The sequence below is a fragment of the Sphingomonas arvum genome, assembly GCF_026013565.1.
Classification (GTDB): domain Bacteria; phylum Pseudomonadota; class Alphaproteobacteria; order Sphingomonadales; family Sphingomonadaceae; genus Sphingomicrobium; species Sphingomicrobium arvum.
In genome coordinates this window covers 886985-907702 of record NZ_JAPDOB010000002.1, presented here as the reverse complement: position 1 = coordinate 907702, position 20718 = coordinate 886985, and the positions used below count along the sequence as shown (strand labels likewise).

Sequence of the window (20718 nt, the reverse complement as noted above, 5' to 3'; positions counted from 1 at the left end):
GCCGCCACGTCGAACTTGTTGCAGCAACTCACTTCGCGGCGGCTGGAGGCGCCACATACGGCTTGAACGCCCCACCCGGCACCGCACTCGCCACCGGGCTCTCCCACCCATCTGCGCTGACCGACGAGACACCAAACACCCAGTCGTCGACGCGGATACTCCTCAATTCGATCTGACAGCCGAAGTTCACGCGCTGCTGTGGCGGAGGAGGAGTACCGTCGCCGCGCAGCATCTGGCACATGGAAGGACCACGGCTCGTCTCGGCTCGGTGCCTGGGCATGGCGACCTGTTCCGTCCAATTCGAGGCGTCCGTACGCCGCCACCGCACGACATAAGATTGTGAGCCCTCCGACTCTTCCCATAGAGCGCGCGTAAAGGTCTGCACGGCTCCTTCCACCCGAGCGTTGACCGGCGGCGGCGGCGCACTCGCCAGCGCCATCAGCGCGGCGGTGTTCAGCTTCACTACCTTGGTCAGGTACGGAAAATCCATCTTGTCGATGGTGTCGCCATAGACCTTGCCTCCTTCGGTTCTGAGGTCCTGGTGCTGCTGGTCGTAATTCTCGACCGCCACCGAGAAGCGCACCGCCGGGAAGCCGTTGTTGAGGAACTCGGTATGGTCGCCGCCGCGCCCGAAGCGGTCGTTACGCCACACCTGCATGACGTCCAGCCCAATGCCCGGCAGCCGCTCCGCCAGCCGGTCCAGGAAGCGGCTGATGTTGCGCGACGGCGCATCATTTTCGCCGCCTAGGCTGCGCTGTGCCGCCGCCAGCTCCTCCCGCCCCTGCCACCGCGGCCCTTCGGAAAAGACCCGCACGACCTTGTCGTTGCACACGCCGTCCGAGCCGCAGGAATTACCGACGATGTCGTTGTTGAGGTTGGCGATCACGTTCCAGCCTTGCGCCTTGGCGTAGTCGGCCAGGATCTTGCCGCCCAGCAGCCCCTGCTCCTCGCCCGACAGCGCCGCATAGACGATGGTGCCCGGGAACTTCTGCTTCGACAGTACCCGTGCCGACTCAAGCACCGCCGCCGTTCCCGATCCGTCGTCGTTGGCGCCGGGCTGGTCGGCATTGACGTTCATGACGTCGGTCACCCGGCTGTCGATGTGCCCGGTGATGATCACCACGTCGTTCGGCCGCTCCGTCCCGCGCTGGATGCCGACCGCATTGCAGACCTTGGTCGGCGTCGGCACCCGCGGCGGCTTGATCACCGTGTCGCAGGTCTGCAGCGTCTGCAGGCCGTTCTTCTTCAGCTCCGCCTCGGCCCAGCGCACCGCCGCCCCGATCCCGCGCTTCTTGTCGGTCTGGGACGACAGCGTGTGCCGCGTACCGAAGCTCACCAGCTTGGCCACGTCGCGATACAACCGCTGCTGGCTGACCTGGTCCGCCGCCGCCTGCATCCGTTGCTCGGGCGTGGCGGTCTGGGCTGCGGCCGGGCTGGCGAGCAGGACGACGGGCAGGAACGCGATACGGCGCATGGACGGACACTCCTCTTGGCCCGACTCACTGGCATCGCCGCCCGGCCTTGGCTAGAGGCTCGGCCCAAGAGGAGACCCCCATGCGTACCATCGACCATTTCATCGGCGGCGGCAGCTTCCAGTCCGGCGACCGCCAGGCCGAGGTGTTCAACCCGTCCGAAGGCCAGGTCCAGGCGACCGTCCGCCTCGGCACCGCGACCGACCTCCAGCAGGCGGTCGATGCCGCCAAGGCCGCGCAGCCGGCCTGGGCCGCGACCAACCCGCAGCGCCGCGCCCGAGTCATGTTCCGCTACAAGGAACTGATCGAGCAGCACATGGACGAGCTCGCGCAGCTGCTCTCCAGCGAGCATGGCAAGGTGCTCGCGGATTCCAAGGGCGACATCCAGCGCGGCCTGGAAGTGATCGAATATACCTGCGGCATCCCGCAGGCGCTCAAGGGCGAGTACACGCAGGGCGCCGGCCCCGGCATCGACGTCTACTCGCTGCGCCAGCCGATCGGCATCGGCGCGGGCATCACGCCGTTCAACTTCCCCGCCATGATCCCGATGTGGATGTTTGGCATGGCAATCGCCTGCGGTAACGCCTTCATCCTCAAGCCGTCCGAGCGCGACCCGACCGTCCCCGTGCGCCTGGCCGAGCTGATGAAGGAAGCGGGCCTGCCCGATGGCATCCTCAACGTCGTCCACGGCGACAAGGAAATGGTCGACGCCATCCTCGACCATCCGGATATCGCCGGCATCAGCTTTGTCGGCTCGTCCGAAATCGCCCAGTACATCTACTCGCGCGGCACCGCGAACGGCAAGCGGGTGCAGGCATTCGGCGGGGCCAAGAACCACGGCATCGTCATGCCCGACGCCGACCTCGACCAGGTCGTCACCGACCTCACCGGCGCCGCCTTCGGCTCGGCCGGCGAGCGCTGCATGGCGCTGCCCGTGGTCGTGCCCGTCGGCGACGAGACGGCCGATCGCCTCCGCGAGAAGCTCATTCCGGCGATCGAAGCGCTGCGCATCGGCGTGTCGACCGACCCGGACGCCCACTATGGCCCGGTGGTCAGCAAGGCCCACAAGGAGCGGGTCGAGGGCTATATCCAGATGTGCATCGACGAGGGCGGCGAGCTGGTGGTCGACGGCCGCGGCTTTTCGCTCCAGGGCAACGAGGACGGCTTCTTCGTCGGTCCGACCTTCTTCGACCGGGTCACCACGGACATGCGTTCCTATCAGGAAGAAATCTTCGGCCCCGTGCTGCAGATGGTCCGCGCCCGCGACTTCGAGGAAGCGGTCCGCCTCCCGTCCGAGCACGACTATGGCAACGGCGTCGCCATCTTCACCCGCAATGGCCACGCCGCGCGCGAGTTCGTCAGCCGGGTCAACGTCGGCATGGTCGGCGTCAACGTGCCGATCCCAGTGCCGGTCAGCTACCACAGCTTCGGCGGCTGGAAGCGCTCGGGTTTCGGCGACATCGGCCAGTATGGGCAGGAGGGCCTGCGCTTCTGGACCAAGACCAAGGTCGTGACCCAGCGCTGGCCCGACGGTGGCGTCGGCGACGCGGCCAACGCTTTCGTAATTCCGACCATGGGGTGAGCGGAGGGCGCCGCGCACAATGAAAGCGGAGCGGAGCGAGCGTCATTGTGCAAGAGCCGCCCGTCGCCGGCTGGCCTGCAGCCGCCCGCGGCTGACAGGACCGACGTCACGGGATCCAATCCCGTGACGGCCTCCCACGTTCGTCGCACCTCCGGCACCTCCCCCTACGAAGCCCGCTATGGCTTCTCCCGCGCGGTCCGCGTGGGCGACCGCATCCTCGTCTCAGGCACCGCGCCGGTCGAACCGGACGGCTCCTCGACGCCCGGCGACGCCGCGGCCCAGGCTCGCCGCTGCTTTGCCATCATCCTGGCCGCCATGGCCGACCTCGGCGGGACGCCCGCCGACGTCGTCCGCACCCGCATGTACCTCACGGACCCCGCCGACGCCGACGCGGTCGGCGCTGTCCATGGCGAGATTTTCGGTGCGATCCGCCCGGCCGCCACCATGATCGTCACTGCGGCCCTGCTGCGCGACGAATGGCGGGTCGAAGTCGAAGCCGAAGCGTTGATAAGCTCATGAAGAATCTCACGAAGTTTGCCCTTGTCGGCCTGTTCGCGTCCGCTTCCTCGCTGATCGCCTGCCGCCCCGCGGCCGATCGCCAGGATGCCCGTCTGTCCGCTGCCGAAGCAGCCCGGGCCACAGCCTCCAACGACATCGATACCCTCCCGCCCGACGAGAGCGTCGCCACCCCGACCGACCAGCTCGCAAATGGAAGTGCCGCGCCGGCCAGTCGTTAACATACTGGAAAGCCCTGCTCGGCCGCGCTAACGGCCACCCATGCAACAATTTGAGCTTACCGACGACCAGCGCCAGATCCAGGAAATGGCCCGGCAGTTCACCGCGGCGGAGATCACTCCGAACGCCGGTGAGTGGGATGAAAAGCACATCTTCCCGCGCGAAACGATCCGCGCTGCCGCCGAGCTCGGGTTCGGCGCCATCTACGTGTCCGAGGAATCGGGCGGCATCGGCCTCGGCCGGCTCGAATCCGCGCTGATCTTCGAGGCGATGAGCTACGGCTGTCCGTCCACCAGCGCCTTTATCTCCATCCACAACATGGCGTCGTGGATGATCGACCGGTTCGGTTCGGACGCGGTCAAGGGCAAGTACCTGCCGTCCATGATTTCGATGGAACGGATGGGCAGCTACTGCCTGACCGAGCCGGCCTCGGGCTCTGACGCTGGCGCGCTCAAGACCCGCGCGGTGCTCGACGGCGATCATTATGTCGTGTCCGGCTCCAAGGCGTTCATCTCCGGTGGCGGCGAGAACGACATCTACGTCACCATGGTCCGCACCAGCGACGACGGCCCGCGCGGCATCACCTGCCTCGTCATCGAGAAGGACATGCCCGGAGTCAGCTTCGGCGCTCAGGAAAAGAAGCTCGGCTGGCACAGTCAGCCGACTGCGCAGGTCAACTTCGACGAGGTCCGCGTGCCTGTCGAGAACCGCGTCGGCGGCGAGGGCGAGGGCTTCCGCATCGCCATGATGGGCCTCGATGGCGGCCGCTTGAACATCGGCGCCTGCTCCTTGGGCGGCGCCCAGCGCTGCCTGGACGAAGCGATCGGTTACACGAAGGAGCGGACGCAGTTCGGCCAGCCGCTGACCGACTTCCAGAACACCCAGTTCACCCTGGCCGACATGGAAACGGAGCTGCAGGCCGCCCGCTGGCTGCTCTACGTCGCCGCGGCCAAGGTCACCGCGGGCGATCCCGACAAGACCAAGTTCGCAGCGATGGCCAAGCGCCTCGCCACCGATACGGGGTCGGCGGTCGTCGATCGCGCGCTGCAGCTGCACGGCGGCTACGGCTACCTGCAGGATTACCCGATCGAGCGTTTCTGGCGCGACCTCCGCGTCCACTCGATCCTGGAAGGCACCAACCAGATCATGCGCATGATTACCGCGCGCGAAATGCTTCGCCAGTGACCACCCCGATGACCACCGACGTCCTCACCTTCACCGAAGGGCCGCTCGGCCGCATCCGGCTGAACCGGCCCAAGGCCCTGCACGCGCTCACCCGCGAGATGTGCGAGGCGATGTCGGCCGCGCTGCTCGCCTGGCGCGAGGATCTGGCGGTCAAGGCGGTGCTCATTGACCATGCCGAGGGCCGCGGCTTTTGCGCCGGCGGCGATGTGGTCATGCTCGCCCGCAGCGGCGCCGACGACGGGCAGGAGGCCGCGGCCTTCTTCCACGCCGAGTATCGCCTCAACCACCTGCTGTTCACCTACCCCAAGCCGACCATCGCCCTGATGGACGGCATCACCATGGGCGGCGGCGTCGGCATCTCGCTGCCGTGCAAGTTCCGCGTCGCGACCGAGAACACGCGCCTCGCCATGCCGGAGACCGGGATCGGCCTGTTCCCCGACGTCGGCGGCGGCTGGTACCTGTCGCGCCTGCCTGGCCGGATCGGCCAGTTCATGGCCCTGACCGGTGCTCGCCTCGACGGTGCCGAATGCCACTATCTCCGGCTCGCGACCCACTATGTCGAACAGGCGTCCCTGCCCGACCTGGTCGAGCGGCTCGCCAAGACGCCCGGCCGCGCGAGCGGCGCGATCGGCGCCTACACCGCCGTTGCGCCCACCGCCAAGATCGAGGCCAACGTTCCGGCCATCTCCAAGCTGTTCGCATCCGACAGCCTGGAAGACGTAATGGCCGCGCTTGAAGCTGAAGCAACTCCCTGGGCCGAGACCGAGCTGGCGACCATCAAGAGCAAGAGCCCACTGTCGTGCAAGGTCTCCCTCCGCCTGCTCGCCGAAGGTGCCCAGCGGACCGACTTCGCCGACGAGATGGCGGCCGAATATGCCCTCGCCTGCCGGGTCGTCCGAACTCACGATTTCGTCGAAGGCGTCCGCGCGCTGCTGATCGACAAGGACCAGGAGCCCAAGTGGAACCCGGCCGTGCCAGAAGCGGTGCTGGACGAAACGGTCGACCAGTTGTTCGTGCCCCTGCCGCCCGGCGAGGAATGGACGCCCTTCCCGCAAGCCTGAGGAACGCATGGCCGACTACAACAGCATCCTCGTCGAACAACGCGACGCCGTCACGCTCGTCACCCTCAACCGCCCGCAAGCGCTCAATGCCCTCAATAGCGAGGTGCTGCGCGAACTGATCGCCGCCTTCGCCGCCTACGACGCCGACGACGGTCAGCGCTGCCTGGTCCTGACTGGCAGCGAGAAGGCGTTCGCGGCCGGCGCCGACATCAAGGAAATGTCGAGCCAGGGCTTTGCCGACATGTACGCGTCGGACTTCTTCGCCGGCTGGGAAAAGGTCACCGCCACCCGCAAGCCGTGGATCGCGGCCGTCAGCGGTTTCGCGCTCGGCGGCGGCTGCGAGGTGGCGATGATGGCTGACTTCATCATCGCCGGCGACAATGCGAAGTTCGGCCAGCCGGAGATCAAGCTGGGCGTCACCCCCGGCATGGGCGGCTCGCAGCGCCTGACGCTCGCGGTCGGCAAGGCCAAGGCGATGGAGATGTGCCTGACCGGCCGCATGATGAACGCGGAGGAAGCCGAACGCGCCGGCCTCGTCGCCCGCGTCGTGCCCGCCGCCTCCTTGCTCGACGAAGCGCTCAAGACCGCGGCCGAAATCGCCGCCATGCCCCCGCTCGCCGCCATTGCTGCCAAGGAGATGGTGAACGGCACGTTCGAACAGAGCTTGAGCCAGGGCATCCGCTTCGAGCGCCGCCTGTTCCACGGCCTGTTCGGCACCGCCGACCAGAAGGAAGGCATGGCCGCCTTCGTCGAAAAGCGCCCGGGCAACTGGACCGGCAAGTAGGAGTTAGAAGGCATGGCCAACGTCGCATTCATCGGGTTGGGCAACATGGGCGGCGGGATGGCCGCCAACCTCGCCAAGGCCGGCCACCAGGTCCGCGCCTTCGACCTGTCCGAAGCCGCGCTGACCAAGGCTGAGGAACGCGGCTGCTCGCGCGTTTCCGATGCCGCCGCGGCGGTCGAGGGCGCCGACGCGGTCATCACCATGCTCCCTGCGGGCAAGCACGTTGCCGAGGTCTTCCGCTCGGCCGTGTTCGGCAAGGCGCCGACCTCCGCGATCCTGATCGACTGCTCGACCATCGACGTCGACACTGCCCGCACCGTCGAGGTTGAGGCGCAGGCCGCCGGCTACACCATGGTCGACGCGCCCGTATCTGGCGGCATCGCCGCGGCCGAAGGCGGCACGCTGACCTTCATGGTCGGCGGCACCGATGACGGCTTCGAGCGCGCCCGGCCCTATCTCGAGCAGATGGGCAAGGCGGTGATCCACGCCGGCGGCGCGGGTGCGGGGCAGGCCGCCAAGATCTGCAACAACATGCTGCTGGGCGCGACCATGGTCGCCACCTGCGAGACCTTCGCGCTGGCGCAGAAGCTCGGCCTCGACCTGCAGACCTTCTTCGACATTTCGTCCAAGGCCTCGGGCCAGAGCTGGTCGATGACCTCCTACTGCCCCGTCCCCGGCGTCGGCCCCGAGACGCCCGCGGACCGCGGCTACCAGGGCGGCTTTGCCACCGCCCTGATGCTCAAGGACCTGAAGCTCGCCGCCGAGGCCGCACGGGCAGCCGGCGCCTACACCCCGATGGGCGGCGAGGCGGAGGAGCTCTACCAGCGCTTCGCCGACCGCGGCGGCGCGGGCCTCGACTTCTCGGCGATCATCAAGATGATCGACGACAGCTGGACGCCGCCCGCCTGACGCGCAACAAGCCCGAGCGAACCACAAACGCGGAGCGACCATGAACAAGCTGCTGATCGCCACGGCCCTCTTTGCCCTGTCCGCCTGCACCGGCGGCGGCGATGGTACCAACGCTGCCCTGGCCGACGCGAACGCCAGCGGCGCGGAGGCGACCGCCGCCGTCACCAATGCCGTCGTCAATACCGCCGACACCCCGCTTGAGCGCCAGCAGGCACTCGCCCTGATGCGCAAGCGGCACGAAGGCTATGAGCAGATCGGCAAGGCGATGCGCGCGGCCAAGCAGGGCATCGACCGCAACGACCCCGCCGCGGTGAAGACCGCCGCCGACCGCATCGCCACCCTCGCTCCCCAGGCGATCGGCTGGTTCCCCGCCGGCACCGGCCCCGAAGCGGGCAAGACCGGCGCCAAGGCCGAGATCTGGCAGCAGCGGGCCGAGTTCGACCGCGGCATGCAGGCCTTCCAGGGCGCCGCCCGCAACTTCCAGCAGGCCGCCGCGAGCGGCGACATTGCCCGCATGAAGTCCGCCCAGGCCGAGCTCGGCAAGACCTGCGGCAGCTGCCACGATCGGTTCCGCACCAAGGATGATTGATGCCGAGACGGCCCATGCCGCCGCCGCGGACGCCACGCTCGCGGTACCGGTGTGGGACCTGCCGGTCCGCCTGTTCCATTGGAGCCTGGCCACGCTGATCGCCTTTTCCTGGTGGTCGGCCGAATACCACCACACCCAGTGGCACCTGTGGTCCGGCTACGCAGTCCTGTTCCTGCTCCTGTTCCGCGTCTTGTGGGGTTTCGTCGGCAGCTCCACCGCGCGCTTCGCCAGCTTCGTCCGCGGCCCGCGTGCGCTGTTCCGCTACCTTCAGGAGGCGAAGAGCTGGACTCGCATCGGCCACACGCCGCTTGGCGCGCTCAGTGTCGTCGCCCTGCTCGGCCTCACCTTGGCGCAGGTCGGCTTCGGCCTCATCCTGGTCGACGAGGATGGCGTCTGGTCAGGGCCGCTCAACAAGTTTGTCGACTTCGATACGGGCGAACTCGCTCACAGCATCCACGAAGCGCTGTTCAACGTTCTGCTCGGCCTCATCATCCTCCACGTCGCGGCGATCCTCTACTACCGCCTGCGCGGCAAGCGCCTGGTCGGCGCCATGGTCCGCGGCACCGCCGCATTGCCCGCCGGGACCGAGCCGCTGGTCCGCGCCTCCACCCTCCGCCTGCTGCTCGCACTGTTGGGCGCCGCCGGGCTCACTCTCTGGATCGTGCTCGGCGCCCCACCCCTCCGCCCTTGATGCGGGCGGTCGCCGGGTCCACATCGCGCCCATGCTGATCGAAACCGAAGCCACGCCCAATCCGGCGACCAAGAAGTTCCTGCCCGGCGTTCCCGTGATGGAGAGCGGCAGCCGCGACTTCCCCGACGCGGACAGCGCCGCCGCATCGCCGCTCGCCGAGGCCCTGTTCGCGACCGGCGAGGTCGAAGGCGTGTTCTTCGGCCGCGACTTTGTCTCGGTCACCGCCGCTCCGGACGTCGACTGGCGCGGGCTGGAGATCGACGTGCTCCAGGTCTTGCTCGACCACTTCTCCAGCGGCGCCCCGCTGTTCAAGCCCGGCACCGCCGCCGGCATCCACATCGACGATTCCGCCCAGTTCGAAGAAGACCCCGCCGACAGCGACATCGTCGCCCAGATCCGCGAGCTGCTTGAGACCCGCGTTCGCCCGGCAGTGGCGCAGGACGGCGGCGACATCGTCTATCGCGGCTATCGCGCAGGCACGCTCTATCTCGCCATGCAGGGCGCCTGCGCCGGCTGCCCGTCGTCCGCCGTCACCCTGAAGCGCGGCGTCGAGAACCTGATTCGCCACTACGTGCCGGAGGTTGAAACGGTCGAGGCCGTTTGACCGACTTGCCATGCCCGCGAAGATGAACAAACTGCGCCCTCGTTCCTTGTGACGGGAGCCATGATCCTCGCGCTCGATACCTCAACGGCCGCCTGCACCGCCGCCCTGTTCGGCGAGGACGGGACCCTGCTGGCCAGTGCAGACGAGGCGATCGGCCGTGGCCACGCCGAACGGTTGGTGCCCATGCTGGACGAGATGCTCGCCGGCCGCCGCGCCGACCTCATCCTGGTCGGCTGCGGGCCGGGCAGCTTCACTGGCCTTCGGGTCGGTATTGCCGCCGCTCATGGCTTGGCGATCGGCTGGGGTGCGGCCTTGCGCGGCTTCGACTCGCTGGCACTGCTCGCCGCGTCAGCCCCGGCCGACGACGGCGCGACAGTTGCAGCGGCGATTAGTGGCGGTCACGGCGAGTTGTTCGTGCAGCAATTCGATGCCGCCACCCTCAGCCCCGCCGGCCCTTTGCGCAACCTTCCACCCGCACAAGCGGCGGTGGTCATCGGCGCTCCGCTGGTGATCGGCTCCGGCGCTGCCGCCCTGGTTGGCGCACGCGGCTCTGGCCAGCCGCTCGATGCCTTCCCCAGAGCCGCCAATCTGCTTCGCCTCCCCGCCGCCCAGCGCGACCTGCCGCCTCGCCCGATCTACGCCCGCGCACCCGACGCCCGGCCCAGGGCAGCATGAGCAGCCTGCACCCATCGCCGGCCGTGGTGCTGCAGCAGGTGGGCGGCGCCGGGCTCGATCCGGTCATGGCGATCATGGACGAAGCGTTCGATCAGCGCTTCGGCGAAGCCTGGACCCGCGCCCAGTGCGCCGGCATCCTGCCCATGCACGGCGTGGTGCTGACCCTCGCAACCAACAACTCGGTCCCGCTCGGCTTCAGCCTGGTCCGCTCCGTCGCGGACGAGTCGGAGCTGCTGCTGCTTGCCGTCCGTCCGCACGGCCGCCGCCGCGGCGTCGCGACCGCCCTAGTCAACCGCTTCATCGCGGACGCGCGAGGCGCCGGCGCCCACTACCTCCACCTGGAGGTGCGCGACGGCAACCCGGCCACGGCCCTCTACGAACGGACCGGCTTTCGCATCGTTGGCCGCCGCAGCAACTATTACCGCGGCACGGACGGCGAGACCTTCGACGCCCTGACCATGGCGAGGACTTTCTGAGCGTCCGTTAAGTCCGCATATTTCGTTGCGGCTTGCTACTGAAGCTAAATGAATCTAAGTCAAGGATTGTCGCGGGCACTTGCTTGTCCGTTGCTCGGTCCTTGTGGTTAAGGAAATACCAAGATGAACGACAATGATGTGGGTCAGGACACGCTGATCACCCTGACTGCCGACATCGTCGCGGCGCACGTCAGTAACAATAGTGTGGCGGTCAACGACCTTCCGCAGCTGATCCAGAACGTTCACGGCGCCCTGGCCGGCCTGGGCGGCACGCAGCTCGCTCCCGAAAGCAAGCCGGAACCCAAGGTTCCGGTCCGTTCTTCGGTGAAGCCGGACTATATCGTCTGCCTCGAGGATGGAAAGAAACTGAAGATGCTCAAGCGGCATCTGATGACCCACTACAGCATGACTCCGGAGCAGTACCGGCAGAAGTGGGGCCTGAACGCCGACTATCCGATGGTTGCGCCCAACTATGCCGAACAGCGCCGCACCCTCGCCAAGTCGATCGGTCTCGGCACCAAGCGCAAGCGGACCGCCCGCGCGAAGTAAACGGCAGTCAAAGCCGTCATGCTGAACTCGCTTCAGCATTCATCTTCCCGCAAGCGCAGGGCTTCGCGGCAGGGTGGATGGATGAAGGAGTGCAGCATGACGCGCTGCCAACAGACCATTTCTCCTAGACCTCGCCCCACTGCGCTCCTACTTGCCCTTCCATGCACCGGATGATCGACATCGAGGCGCTGTGCGCCGAGAAGGGCCTGCGGATCACCGAGCAGCGCCGCACCATCGCGCGCGTCATCTCGGAGGCCGAGGATCATCCGGACGTGGAAACGCTCCACGCCCGTTCCGCGGCCGTGGACCCGAATATCTCCATTGCCACCGTCTACCGGACCGTCCGCCTGTTCGAGGAAGCCGGAATCCTTGAACGTCACGAATTCGGGCGGGACGGGCGCTCGCGCTACGAGGCGGTCACCGACGAGCACCATGACCACCTGATTGACGTCGAGTCTGGCAAGGTGATCGAGTTCCATGACGAGGAACTCGAGTTCCACAAGCGCCGGGTCGCGGAAAAGCTGGGCTTCCGCTTGGTTGACCACCGGATGGAGCTCTACGGCGTCCCGCTCAACCGCGACCATTAAGGGCTCATCCCGGCTGCGCGCCGCTGCCCGAGTGGCGGCGCTGCTCGGCTGGCTCCTCGTCTGCGTCCTCGCGCACCTCGTCACCCGCCCCTTCACCCGCTCGCCCTGGCCCCGCCGCCTGTTGCGCGGAGTGGCGTGGCTGGCCGGCGCCCGAGTTCGCAGCGACGGACCCGCGATCGCTCCCCGCACCCTCCTCATCGCCAACCACGTCAGCTGGCTTGATATCCCGGTCCTGGCCGGAGCGACCGGCTGCGCCTTCGTCGCCAAGGACGGCCTGCGCGCTCACCCGGTCATGCGGTGGCTCTGCGTGGAGAACGGCACCGTGTTCGTCGACCGGGGCGACCGCCGCGGCATCGCCGAACAGACCGCCGCTATGCGTGCCGCGCTGGCGACCGGCCGTCCGCTGACCCTGTTCCCCGAAGGAACGGTTGGGGACGGCGGCCAGCTCCTGCCGTTCCGCCCCGCCTTGCTCAGCGCCTTCGCGCCCGCGCCGGCGGACACCCAGCTCCGGCCGGTCGCGATCGACTACAACGGGGCCGCACCCGAGTTCGGCTGGCCACAGGGCGAAAGCGGAGTCGCGAACTTCCTCCGCCTGCTTGGCCGCCGCGGCACGGTGCAGGTCACCCTCCACCTTCTTCCCGCGCTGACCCCGAGCGACAATCGCAAGCACCTCGCTGCTCAGGCCCACGACGCCATCGCAGCCGCGCTCGCGCCTAGCGGGGTCGCCCCCGCTGCCGTATAGGCGCGCCGCAATGACTGCCCCCAAGACCTTCCGAATCAAATCCTTCGGCTGCCAGATGAACGTCTACGACGGCGAGCGCATGGCCGAGCTGCTGGGCGATACCGGCATGACCGCCGCGCCCGACGGCGCCGACGCCGACCTGGTCGTCCTCAACACCTGCCACATCCGCGAGAAAGCCGCCGAAAAGGCCTATAGCGACGTTGGCCGCCTTACTCGCGAGGACGGCACCAAGCCGATCGTCGCGCTGGCCGGCTGCGTCGCCCAGGCCGAGGGCGCTGAAGCCCAGCGCCGTTCGAAGCTGATCGACCTGGTGGTCGGCCCGCAAGCTTATCACCGCCTGCCGCATATGGTCGCGGAGGCCGCCGCCGGGCGCCGGAGCGTCGACACCGACATGCCGGCCATCTCCAAGTTCGACGCCCTCCCCGCGCGCCGGCGCTCTGGCCCGTCGGCCTTTCTCTCCGTTCAGGAAGGCTGCGACAAGTTCTGCACCTATTGCGTCGTGCCCTACACCCGCGGCGCGGAAATCAGCCGCTCCTTCGCGCAGATCGTCGCCGAAGCCGAGGAACTGGTCGCCGGCGGCGCCCGCGAACTCACCTTGCTCGGCCAGAACGTGAACGCCTGGGAGGCTGACGGCCACGACCTCGCCAGCCTCATCCGCCACCTCGCCACCTTCGGCGAGCTGGAGCGGATCCGCTACACGACGAGCCATCCGGTCAACATGGGCGACGCGCTGATCCAGGCCCATGCCGATGTGGCCAAGCTGACGCCCTACCTGCACTTGCCCGTGCAGTCCGGCTCCGACCCGATCCTCCGCGCGATGAACCGCAGCCACGCGGTAGACAGCTACCTCGCCACCATCGCCCGCGTCCGCGAGGCTCGTCCCGACATCGCCATCTCGGGCGACTTCATCGTCGGCTTCCCCGGCGAGACCGAGGCCGACTTCGAGGCCACCCTCGCCATCGTTGACACGGTTCGCTACGCGTCGGCCTTCTCCTTCAAGTACAGCCCCCGCCCCGGCACCCCCGCCGCAACCATGGCCGGCCAGGTCGCGCCAGAGGTCATGGACGACCGGCTGCAACGCCTGCAGGCCTGCATCAGCCAGCACAGCACCGCCTTCAACGCTTCGTGCGTCGGCCGCACCGTCCCGGTCCTGATCGAGAAGAAGGGCCGCAAGCCGGGCCAGATGATCGGCAAGTCGCCGTACCTGCAATCGGTTTTCCTCGACACCGCCGCCCCGACCGGCACGATCGTCCACGCCCGCCTGACCCACGCCCTCCCGAACAGCCTCGGCGGCGAGGAAGTCACGCTCGCGGCCGCCGCCTGAGCCGGCCAGAACCGTTGAGTAGCTTGCGCGGCGACCGCGCCGCTCTATCTTCATGCGCTCAAACAGGAGTCCCTCGTCCCTGATGCCCAAGCGTGACATGGCCACCGCCCCCGCTCTCCCCGAACGGGCGCGGCTGGAATTGGAGTTCGACCAGCCCTACCTGCTTGGGCCCCTGTTCGGCGAATATGACCGCCACCTGGTGGCGATTGAGGACCGCCTAGGCGTCAATATCGCTGCCCGAGGCAACCGCGTGCAGATCGAGGGGGAACCCGACTCTGCGGCCCGTGCCCGAGACGTGCTGGTCGGCCTCTACAACCGTCTCGACCAGGGTCACGACGTCGACATGGCGGCGGTGGAAAGCGTAATCGGCATGGCCTCGCAGCGGCAGCTTGACATCATCGAGGACACGGACAATCAGGTCTCCGCCCCACCGCGAGCGATGATCCGCACTCGCAAGAAGACCATCGTTCCGCGCTCGGCCGTCCAGACCGCGTACATGGAGGCGCTGGCCCGCGACGACATGATCTTCGCGCTTGGCCCCGCCGGTACCGGCAAGACGTATCTGGCCGTCGCCCAGGCCGTCGCTATGCTGATCGGCGGCCAGGTCGATCGCCTGATCCTCTCCCGCCCGGCGGTCGAGGCCGGTGAGCGCCTCGGCTTCCTGCCGGGCGACATGAAGGAGAAGGTCGATCCTTACCTCCGCCCGCTCTACGACGCGCTCTACGACATGCTCCCCAACGAGCAGGTCGAGCGGCGCATCACCAGCGGAGAGATCGAAATCGCGCCCATCGCCTTCATGCGCGGCCGGACGCTGAACGACGCATTCATCATTCTCGACGAGGCGCAGAACACCACGCCCCAGCAGATGAAGATGTTCCTGACGCGTTTTGGCATGCGCAGCCGCATGGTCATCTGCGGCGACCCGAACCAGACCGACCTGCCGCGCGGGGTCGAGAGCGGCCTCAACGATGCGGTCGAGAAGCTGGAGGGTATTCCCAAGATCTCGATGGTTCGCTTCGGTGCCGCCGACGTCGTCCGCCACCCGCTGGTCGGCCGCATCGTTGAAGCATATGAAGGGCCCGGCCGATGATGCTGGAAGTCGCCCTGGACGCCGACGGCGAATGGGACAGTAGCGAGCAGCCCGACTGGGCTGCCCTCGCCGACGCCGCCGCCCGCGCCGCCATTGCCGAAAGCCGCTACCCCGCGCTGGCAGACGCCGAGCGTCCGGTCGAACTGTCGGTCCAGCTGACCGGCGACGAGCAGGTCCGAGCGCTCAACGCCGAGTGGCGCGGCAAGGACAGGTCGACCAACGTCCTCTCCTTTCCGCTCGCCGAAGCCGCCGAACTGGCGAACCCGGGCATCGACGGCCCCGAGCTGATGCTCGGCGACATCGTCCTCGCCCGCGGCGTCTGCGTTGCCGAAGCCCAGGAAAAAGCCATTCCGCTCACCCATCACGCCGCCCACCTGCTGGTCCACGGCACGCTCCACCTGCTCGGCTACGACCATGGCGACGATGCGGAGGCGACCGACATGGAGGCCCGCGAAGTCCGCGCGCTCGCCCGGCTCGGCATTCCCGATCCCTACGCGACGGAGGCCGCCTGATGGCCACCTCGCCCGACCCCGGCTCGCGTCTGTGGCGCGGCATGCGCCACCTCCTGTTCGGCGAGGACAGCGAGCCGACCCTGCGCAATCAGATCGAGGAAGCGATCGACGAAGCGGAGGACCATCGCGCACCCGAGGGTGACCTGAGCCCGCTCGAGCGCCAGATGCTTCGCAACCTGCTCCACTTCGGCGACCGCACCGCCGGGGACATCTGCGTGACGCGCGGCGAGATCGTCTCCGCCCCGCGCGCCAGCAGCATGGCCGAGCTCGCACGCATCTTCGCGGAGGCTGGTCACAGCCGCCTGCCGCTGACCGGCGAGAGCCTCGATGAGGTCGTGGGAATGGTCCACATCAAGGACGTCTTCAACGCCTACTTCGACGCCACCGAGCGCAAGACGGTCGACGAAATCATCCGCGAGCCGCTGTTCATCCCCGAAACCATGGGCGTGCTCGACCTACTCGCCCGGATGCGCGCCCAGCGCGTCCACCTCGCCATCGTGGTGGACGAGTTCGGCGGTACCGAAGGCCTCGTCACCATCGAGGACGTCGTCGAGGAGATCGTCGGCGACATCGCGGACGAGCATGACGAGGAAGAGCAGCCGATGCTCGCCGCATTGGACGACGGCCTGTGGGAAGCCGACGCCCGTCTCGAACTCGACGAGCTCGCCCAGGTGGTGGACAAGCGCCTGGTTGCCGAGGACGACGAGGTCGACACGCTGGGCGGCCTCGCCTTCCTCCTCGCCGGCCGCATCCTCCAGCCGGGCGAAAGCATTGCCCATCCCTCAGGCTGGCGCCTTGAAAGCGTCGCTGCGGACGAGCGAAAGATGCACCGCCTCCGCCTCTACGCCCCGGAACCGGCGATCACGGAAGACGCCTAAACGTCGGCCCAGCGCCCGGGCATCGCGCAACAAACATCTGTCCTACAGTACCCCCTTTCTGCCATGCAGCCGCCCCGATGAGCACTCTTGCCGACACCACCGCGACCCGCGCCGCTCCGCTTCCACGGCGCGCGGGGGAAAGCGCTTCCAATAAGGTGTCCTCTTTGTCCTCTTACAGCCGCTTCGCGCCGCTGATCGCGCTTTGCACCGGGCTCATCTCCGCGCTTTCCTTCCAGCCCGTCGGCTGGTGGCCGCTGATGCCGCTCGCCTTTGCGGTTCTCGCCGCGCTGCTAGCCGGCCAGCGGAGCCAGTGGCCGGCGCTGCTGACCGGGTGGACATTCGGTGTCGGCCAGTTCGTCCTTGGCCTAAACTGGATCGCCACCTCCTTCACCTACCAGGCCGCCATGCCGCCCTGGCTCGGCTGGGTCGCGGTCGTGCTGCTCAGCCTTTACCTCGCGGTCTATCCCGCCCTCGCCACGGGCCTCGCCTGGCGCATCGGTCGGAGTAATCCCGTCGCCCTGGTGCTGGCGCTCGCCGGCGCCTGGGCCATTGCCGAATACCTCCGCGCCACCGTCTTCACCGGCTTCGCCTGGAACCCGGTCGGCGTGATTCTGATTGACGGCGGTTACGCAAAGCTGGCGCGCTGGATTGGAACTTACGGCCTGTCCGTGGCGGTGGTTCTGCTTGGCGGCCTTCTCTGGCTGTTCAGCAAGAACTGGCGCCGAGCTCGCTTAGCAACCATCTTGCTGTCGGTCCTGCTGATTTCTCCCGTCTTCCTCCCTCAAGCCGAACTGCGCCGGGGCGCCGGGCAGCCAATCCGCGTGGTCCAGCCCAACATCGGCCAGGAGGAAAAGTGGCGGCCCGGTCTCGACCAGGAGGCCTTTGCCAAGCTCGGCAGCCTGTCGCTTGGCGGTGCCGCCCACCCGCGCCTGCTGTTCTGGCCCGAGGTCGCGGTGCCAGTGCCGTTTCAGGCCTTCGAACCCGGCAGCCCGCAACCGCCCGTTACGCTCCCAGCGGTCAACCAAGCCTCGGCGTTCCTCCGTCCCGGCGACCTGCTGGTCACCGGCGCCGTTGCGCTCGCTGCCGACGCTCAGGGCCGAGTGACCGGCGAGGCCAACAGCGTCATGCCGATCGACTCGGCCGGCCGCATCCTGGGCCGCTACGACAAGGCGCACCTCGTCCCTTACGGCGAGTACCTCCCCATGCGCCCACTGCTCAGCGCCATCGGCCTTTCGCAGCTCGCGCCCGGGATCGGCGACGCCCGGCCCGGTCCGGGTCCGCGCACCCTCGCCCTGCCCGGCTTCGGCAAGGCCGGCATCCAGGTCTGCTACGAGATCATCTTCTCGGGCGAGGTGGTGGATCGCCGCAATCGCCCGGACTTCATCTTCAACCCGTCTAACGACGCGTGGTTCGGCCGGTGGGGCCCGCCGCAGCACCTCGCCCAGGCTCGCCTGCGCGCGGCCGAGGAAGGGCTGCCGGTGATTCGCTCGACTCCAACCGGCATCAGCGCCCTGGTGGACGCCCGCGGCGCCCTGCTCCGCTCGCTGCCGTGGCGCACTGCGGGCATGATCGATGCCGATCTCCCGCCGCCCACCGCGTCGCCCACGCTCTTCGCCCGCCTCGGCAACATCATCCCAATGGTGCTTGCCGCCGCGCTGCTCATCATGGCGGTTGGCATCGCTTCGCACCGCCGCTACAGGCGCCACATATAAAGCTTTCCTTATATCGTTATATCCGTGTCTCAGCGGCCCAGAGGACCCATGCGCAACTCTTACCTGTTCACCTCCGAATCCGTTTCCGAAGGCCACCCCGACAAAGTCGCTGACCAGATCAGCGACGCCATCGTCGACCTGTTCTTGTCCAAGGACCCGGAGGCGCGCATCGCCTGCGAGACGCTGACCACCACCAACCGCGTGGTCCTGGCCGGCGAAATCCGCTGCCAGGGCGTTTACGAGAACGACCAGTGGGTGAACGGCGCCAAGCAGGAGATTGAAGACGTCGTCCGCTCAACGGTGAAACGGATTGGCTACGAGCAGGAGGGCTTTCACTGGGACAAGCTGACCTTCGAAAACAACCTGCACGGCCAGTCGGCGCATATCGCGCAAGGCGTCGACGCCAGCGGCAACAAGGACGAGGGCGCGGGCGACCAAGGCATCATGTTTGGCTTCGCCTGCGACGAGACGCCGGACCTCATGCCCGCGACGCTCTACTACAGCCACAAGATCCTGGAGCGCATGGCCGCCGACCGCCACTCGGGCGCCGCGCCGTTCCTGGAGCCGGACGCCAAGAGCCAGGTCACCCTGCGTTTCGAAGGCGGCAAGCCGGTCGCGGCCACCGCCATCGTCGTCTCGACCCAGCACGCCAAGGGCTTCGACCAGGGCGACAACGAGGCCCAGCTGCACGCTTATGTGAAACAGGTCGTCGCCGACATCCTGCCGGCCGAGCTGCTCAGCGACGACACCGTTTATCACATCAACCCGACGGGCAGCTTCGAGATCGGCGGCCCTGATGGCGACGCCGGGCTGACCGGGCGCAAGATCATCGTCGACACCTACGGCGGCGCAGCCCCGCACGGCGGCGGCGCTTTTTCCGGCAAGGACCCGACCAAGGTCGACCGCTCGGCCGCTTACGCCGCGCGCTACCTCGCCAAGAACATCGTCGCGGCCGGCCTAGCCACGCGCTGCACCATCCAGCTCGCCTATGCGATCGGCGTGAGCGCGCCATTGTCGCTCTACGTCGACACGCACGGCACGGGCACGGTCGGTGACGACCGGCTGGAGCAGGCGATCGGCCGCATCGAGCGCCTCGGCGGGCTCACTCCGCGTGGCATCCGCACACACCTTGGGCTCAACAAGCCGATCTACTCGCCCACCGCCGCCTACGGCCACTTCGGCCGCAAGGCCGAGGGCGACCGCTTTCCGTGGGAGCGGACCGATCTGGTAGACGAGCTGAAGGCGGCGGTGGCGGCCTAAGCGCCCGCCATCTTTTCCTTAAGGGCGGGCCCGCGCGGAATGCCGAGCCCACCTTCGGCATGACCGTCGTCATAGCCGGAGAACTCGTCAACGGTCTCCTGCACGCCGACCCGATGCCGGTAGCTGAGCTCCCCGCCGAGCCAGCCGGAATAGCCGACCAGTCCCGCCGCGGCCGCCGACAGCCAGATCGCGCCGGCCGGCGCGTCCTCGTCGCTGACCAGCCGCCAGGTAAGGTTCACGGCTTCGATCCCGACCAGGCTTAGGTTGGCAACCATGTGGTAGGTCGCCGCCGGGATCTCCGCCACGCGCTCGTCACCCAGGTAATCGGTCAACCCGGTCGCCGCCGCGCCCAGCGCCGTCACCAGCCCGGTGCCGAGCAGCCACTTGCTCGCCCGCGCCCAAGCCGGATCGCCGGTGACCTTGCCGACCACGTCGGTCGCCAGCGCGCCGATGAAGCTGGCGATTGGCAATGGGATCAGCATCGGATGCAGCGGATGACCGGCGATCTGCGCCGTGCTGCGGGGATTGTTGCCGTACATGGAAACTCCTCTCGGTTGCCCGCTGAACGCACATGTGGTGAAGGCGCTCCCCTGATGACCGCGCACAAATCTGGCGACCCGCTTACCCTCAACCGCCTGTACGGGCGATCCAGCGGCCACACGCTTCGCAAGGGTCAGCAGGAGCTCGTCGATACCCTCCTACCCCAGCTCGAGGTGCCAGCTGACGGCCCGATCACCGCCGCCACCCTGTTCGGCGACGACCGCCCGCTCCATTTCGAGATCGGCTTCGGGTCGGGTGAACACCTCGCGTATCGCGCCGACCTGCTGCCGGACCATGGCTTCGTCGGCGCCGAGCCGTTTCTCAACGGGGTGGCGACTGCGCTCGGCCACGTTCGGGACGGGCCCTTGCGGAATGTCCGCCTGCACATGGGCGACGCGCTTGAGGTACTGGCCCGCGTGCCCGACGGCGCGCTGACCATGCTCTACCTCCTTCACCCCGATCCCTGGCCCAAGGCGCGCCATGCCAAGCGGCGCATGGTCAACGACGGCCCCGTGCACCTGTTCGCGGCCAAGCTGAAGCCGGGTGGCGAACTACGCATCGCCACCGATCACCCGGTCTATCTCGAATGGACGCTGATGATCATGCAGCGCCACCTGCGGCAGTTCGACTGGCTGGCCGAGCGGCCGAACGACTTCCTCGAGCCCGTCGGCGGCTGGATCGAGACGCGCTACGGCGCAAAAAGCCGCCGCGAGGGCCGCCGCCCCTATTACCTCCGCTACCGTCGCTGCTGATCGCTCCCT

24 protein-coding genes are annotated in these 20718 nt (G+C 67.9%); 22 read left to right on the top strand and 2 right to left on the bottom strand.

The features are described 5' to 3' along the window. Positions 1-28: 28 nt before the first annotated feature. A complete protein-coding gene (locus tag OMW55_RS12025) occupies positions 29-1474 on the bottom strand; it encodes a M28 family peptidase (protein ID WP_264883421.1) in 1446 nt (481 codons plus the stop codon). 80 nt (positions 1475-1554) lie between these two features. Here OMW55_RS12025 and OMW55_RS12020 point away from each other — a divergent pair, with 80 nt between their 5' ends. The 21 genes from OMW55_RS12020 to metK all read left to right on the top strand — a co-directional run bounded on the left by OMW55_RS12020 (position 1555) and on the right by metK (position 19417). Further along, entirely contained in the window at positions 1555-3054 is a 1500-nt protein-coding gene (locus OMW55_RS12020) for a CoA-acylating methylmalonate-semialdehyde dehydrogenase (RefSeq protein ID WP_264883420.1), read from the top strand. Between the two features lie 123 nt (positions 3055-3177). Next, positions 3178-3573 (top strand): RidA family protein, encoded by a 396-nt coding sequence (locus tag OMW55_RS12015; protein ID WP_264883419.1) that lies wholly within the window; start codon positions 3178-3180, stop codon positions 3571-3573. Beyond that, the gene (locus OMW55_RS12010) at positions 3570-3791 is read left to right on the top strand and encodes a hypothetical protein (protein ID WP_264883418.1); all 222 of its coding nucleotides are present in this window, start codon (positions 3570-3572) and stop codon (positions 3789-3791) included. The genes OMW55_RS12015 and OMW55_RS12010 overlap by 4 nt, the downstream gene beginning before the upstream one ends. Positions 3792-3831: 40 nt before the next feature. Further along, the gene (locus OMW55_RS12005) at positions 3832-4974 is read left to right on the top strand and encodes an acyl-CoA dehydrogenase family protein (protein ID WP_264883417.1); all 1143 of its coding nucleotides are present in this window, start codon (positions 3832-3834) and stop codon (positions 4972-4974) included. An 8-nt stretch (positions 4975-4982) separates the two neighbouring features. Next, positions 4983-6035, top strand: a complete 1053-nt coding sequence (locus OMW55_RS12000) for an enoyl-CoA hydratase/isomerase family protein (RefSeq protein ID WP_264883415.1) — start codon at positions 4983-4985, stop codon at positions 6033-6035. 7 nt (positions 6036-6042) lie between these two features. After that, entirely contained in the window at positions 6043-6819 is a 777-nt protein-coding gene (locus tag OMW55_RS11995) for an enoyl-CoA hydratase (protein ID WP_264883413.1), read from the top strand. 12 nt (positions 6820-6831) lie between these two features. Further along, the gene (gene mmsB, locus OMW55_RS11990) at positions 6832-7728 is read left to right on the top strand and encodes a 3-hydroxyisobutyrate dehydrogenase (RefSeq protein WP_264883410.1); all 897 of its coding nucleotides are present in this window, start codon (positions 6832-6834) and stop codon (positions 7726-7728) included. A 40-nt stretch (positions 7729-7768) separates the two neighbouring features. Beyond that, positions 7769-8317: a c-type cytochrome gene (locus OMW55_RS11985; RefSeq protein ID WP_264883408.1), complete on the top strand. Its 549-nt coding sequence runs from the start codon at positions 7769-7771 to the stop codon at positions 8315-8317. Beyond that, positions 8310-9008, top strand: a complete 699-nt coding sequence (locus OMW55_RS11980) for a cytochrome b/b6 domain-containing protein (RefSeq protein WP_264883406.1) — start codon at positions 8310-8312, stop codon at positions 9006-9008. Before OMW55_RS11985 ends, OMW55_RS11980 begins: the two co-directional genes overlap by 8 nt. A gap of 31 nt (positions 9009-9039) precedes the next feature. Beyond that, positions 9040-9612, top strand: a complete 573-nt coding sequence (locus tag OMW55_RS11975; RefSeq protein WP_264883404.1) for a NifU family protein — start codon at positions 9040-9042, stop codon at positions 9610-9612. Between the two features lie 60 nt (positions 9613-9672). Continuing rightward, entirely contained in the window at positions 9673-10287 is a 615-nt protein-coding gene (tsaB, locus tag OMW55_RS11970) for a tRNA (adenosine(37)-N6)-threonylcarbamoyltransferase complex dimerization subunit type 1 TsaB (RefSeq protein WP_264883403.1), read from the top strand. Beyond that, positions 10284-10763, top strand: a complete 480-nt coding sequence (locus OMW55_RS11965; RefSeq protein WP_264883402.1) for a GNAT family N-acetyltransferase — start codon at positions 10284-10286, stop codon at positions 10761-10763. The genes tsaB and OMW55_RS11965 overlap by 4 nt, the downstream gene beginning before the upstream one ends. 123 nt (positions 10764-10886) lie before the next feature. Then, the gene (locus OMW55_RS11960; RefSeq protein WP_264883400.1) at positions 10887-11312 is read left to right on the top strand and encodes a MucR family transcriptional regulator; all 426 of its coding nucleotides are present in this window, start codon (positions 10887-10889) and stop codon (positions 11310-11312) included. 161 nt (positions 11313-11473) lie between these two features. Beyond that, entirely contained in the window at positions 11474-11899 is a 426-nt protein-coding gene (locus OMW55_RS11955) for a Fur family transcriptional regulator (protein ID WP_264883397.1), read from the top strand. Between the two features lie 31 nt (positions 11900-11930). Further along, entirely contained in the window at positions 11931-12641 is a 711-nt protein-coding gene (locus OMW55_RS11950; RefSeq protein ID WP_264883396.1) for a lysophospholipid acyltransferase family protein, read from the top strand. Between the two features lie 10 nt (positions 12642-12651). Next, complete coding sequence (gene miaB, locus OMW55_RS11945) at positions 12652-13965, top strand: tRNA (N6-isopentenyl adenosine(37)-C2)-methylthiotransferase MiaB (RefSeq protein ID WP_264883395.1); 1314 nt, start codon at positions 12652-12654, stop codon at positions 13963-13965. An 82-nt stretch (positions 13966-14047) separates the two neighbouring features. Next, a complete protein-coding gene (locus tag OMW55_RS11940) occupies positions 14048-15055 on the top strand; it encodes a PhoH family protein (protein ID WP_264883394.1) in 1008 nt (335 codons plus the stop codon). Then, a complete protein-coding gene (ybeY, locus tag OMW55_RS11935; RefSeq protein ID WP_264883996.1) occupies positions 15055-15567 on the top strand; it encodes an rRNA maturation RNase YbeY in 513 nt (170 codons plus the stop codon). The genes OMW55_RS11940 and ybeY overlap by 1 nt, the downstream gene beginning before the upstream one ends. Then, positions 15567-16445, top strand: coding sequence for a hemolysin family protein (locus OMW55_RS11930; RefSeq protein ID WP_264883393.1), 879 nt, complete (start codon positions 15567-15569; stop codon positions 16443-16445). The genes ybeY and OMW55_RS11930 overlap by 1 nt, the downstream gene beginning before the upstream one ends. A gap of 77 nt (positions 16446-16522) precedes the next feature. Then, positions 16523-18157 carry an apolipoprotein N-acyltransferase gene (gene lnt / locus OMW55_RS11925; protein ID WP_264883392.1) on the top strand — a complete coding sequence of 545 codons (1635 nt, stop codon included), beginning with the start codon at positions 16523-16525 and terminating at the stop codon, positions 18155-18157. 48 nt (positions 18158-18205) lie between these two features. Beyond that, on the top strand, positions 18206-19417 hold the full coding sequence (gene metK / locus OMW55_RS11920) for a methionine adenosyltransferase (protein ID WP_264883391.1): 1212 nt from the start codon (positions 18206-18208) through the stop codon (positions 19415-19417). Here the strand turns inward: metK and OMW55_RS11915 are convergent. Next, on the bottom strand, positions 19414-19956 hold the full coding sequence (locus OMW55_RS11915; protein WP_264883390.1) for a DUF2231 domain-containing protein: 543 nt from the start codon (positions 19954-19956) through the stop codon (positions 19414-19416). The two genes, metK and OMW55_RS11915, sit on opposite strands and share 4 nt — an antisense overlap. Positions 19957-20010: 54 nt before the next feature. Here OMW55_RS11915 and OMW55_RS11910 point away from each other — a divergent pair, with 54 nt between their 5' ends. Beyond that, a complete protein-coding gene (locus OMW55_RS11910) occupies positions 20011-20709 on the top strand; it encodes a tRNA (guanine(46)-N(7))-methyltransferase TrmB (RefSeq protein ID WP_264883388.1) in 699 nt (232 codons plus the stop codon). Positions 20710-20718 lie beyond the last annotated feature (9 nt).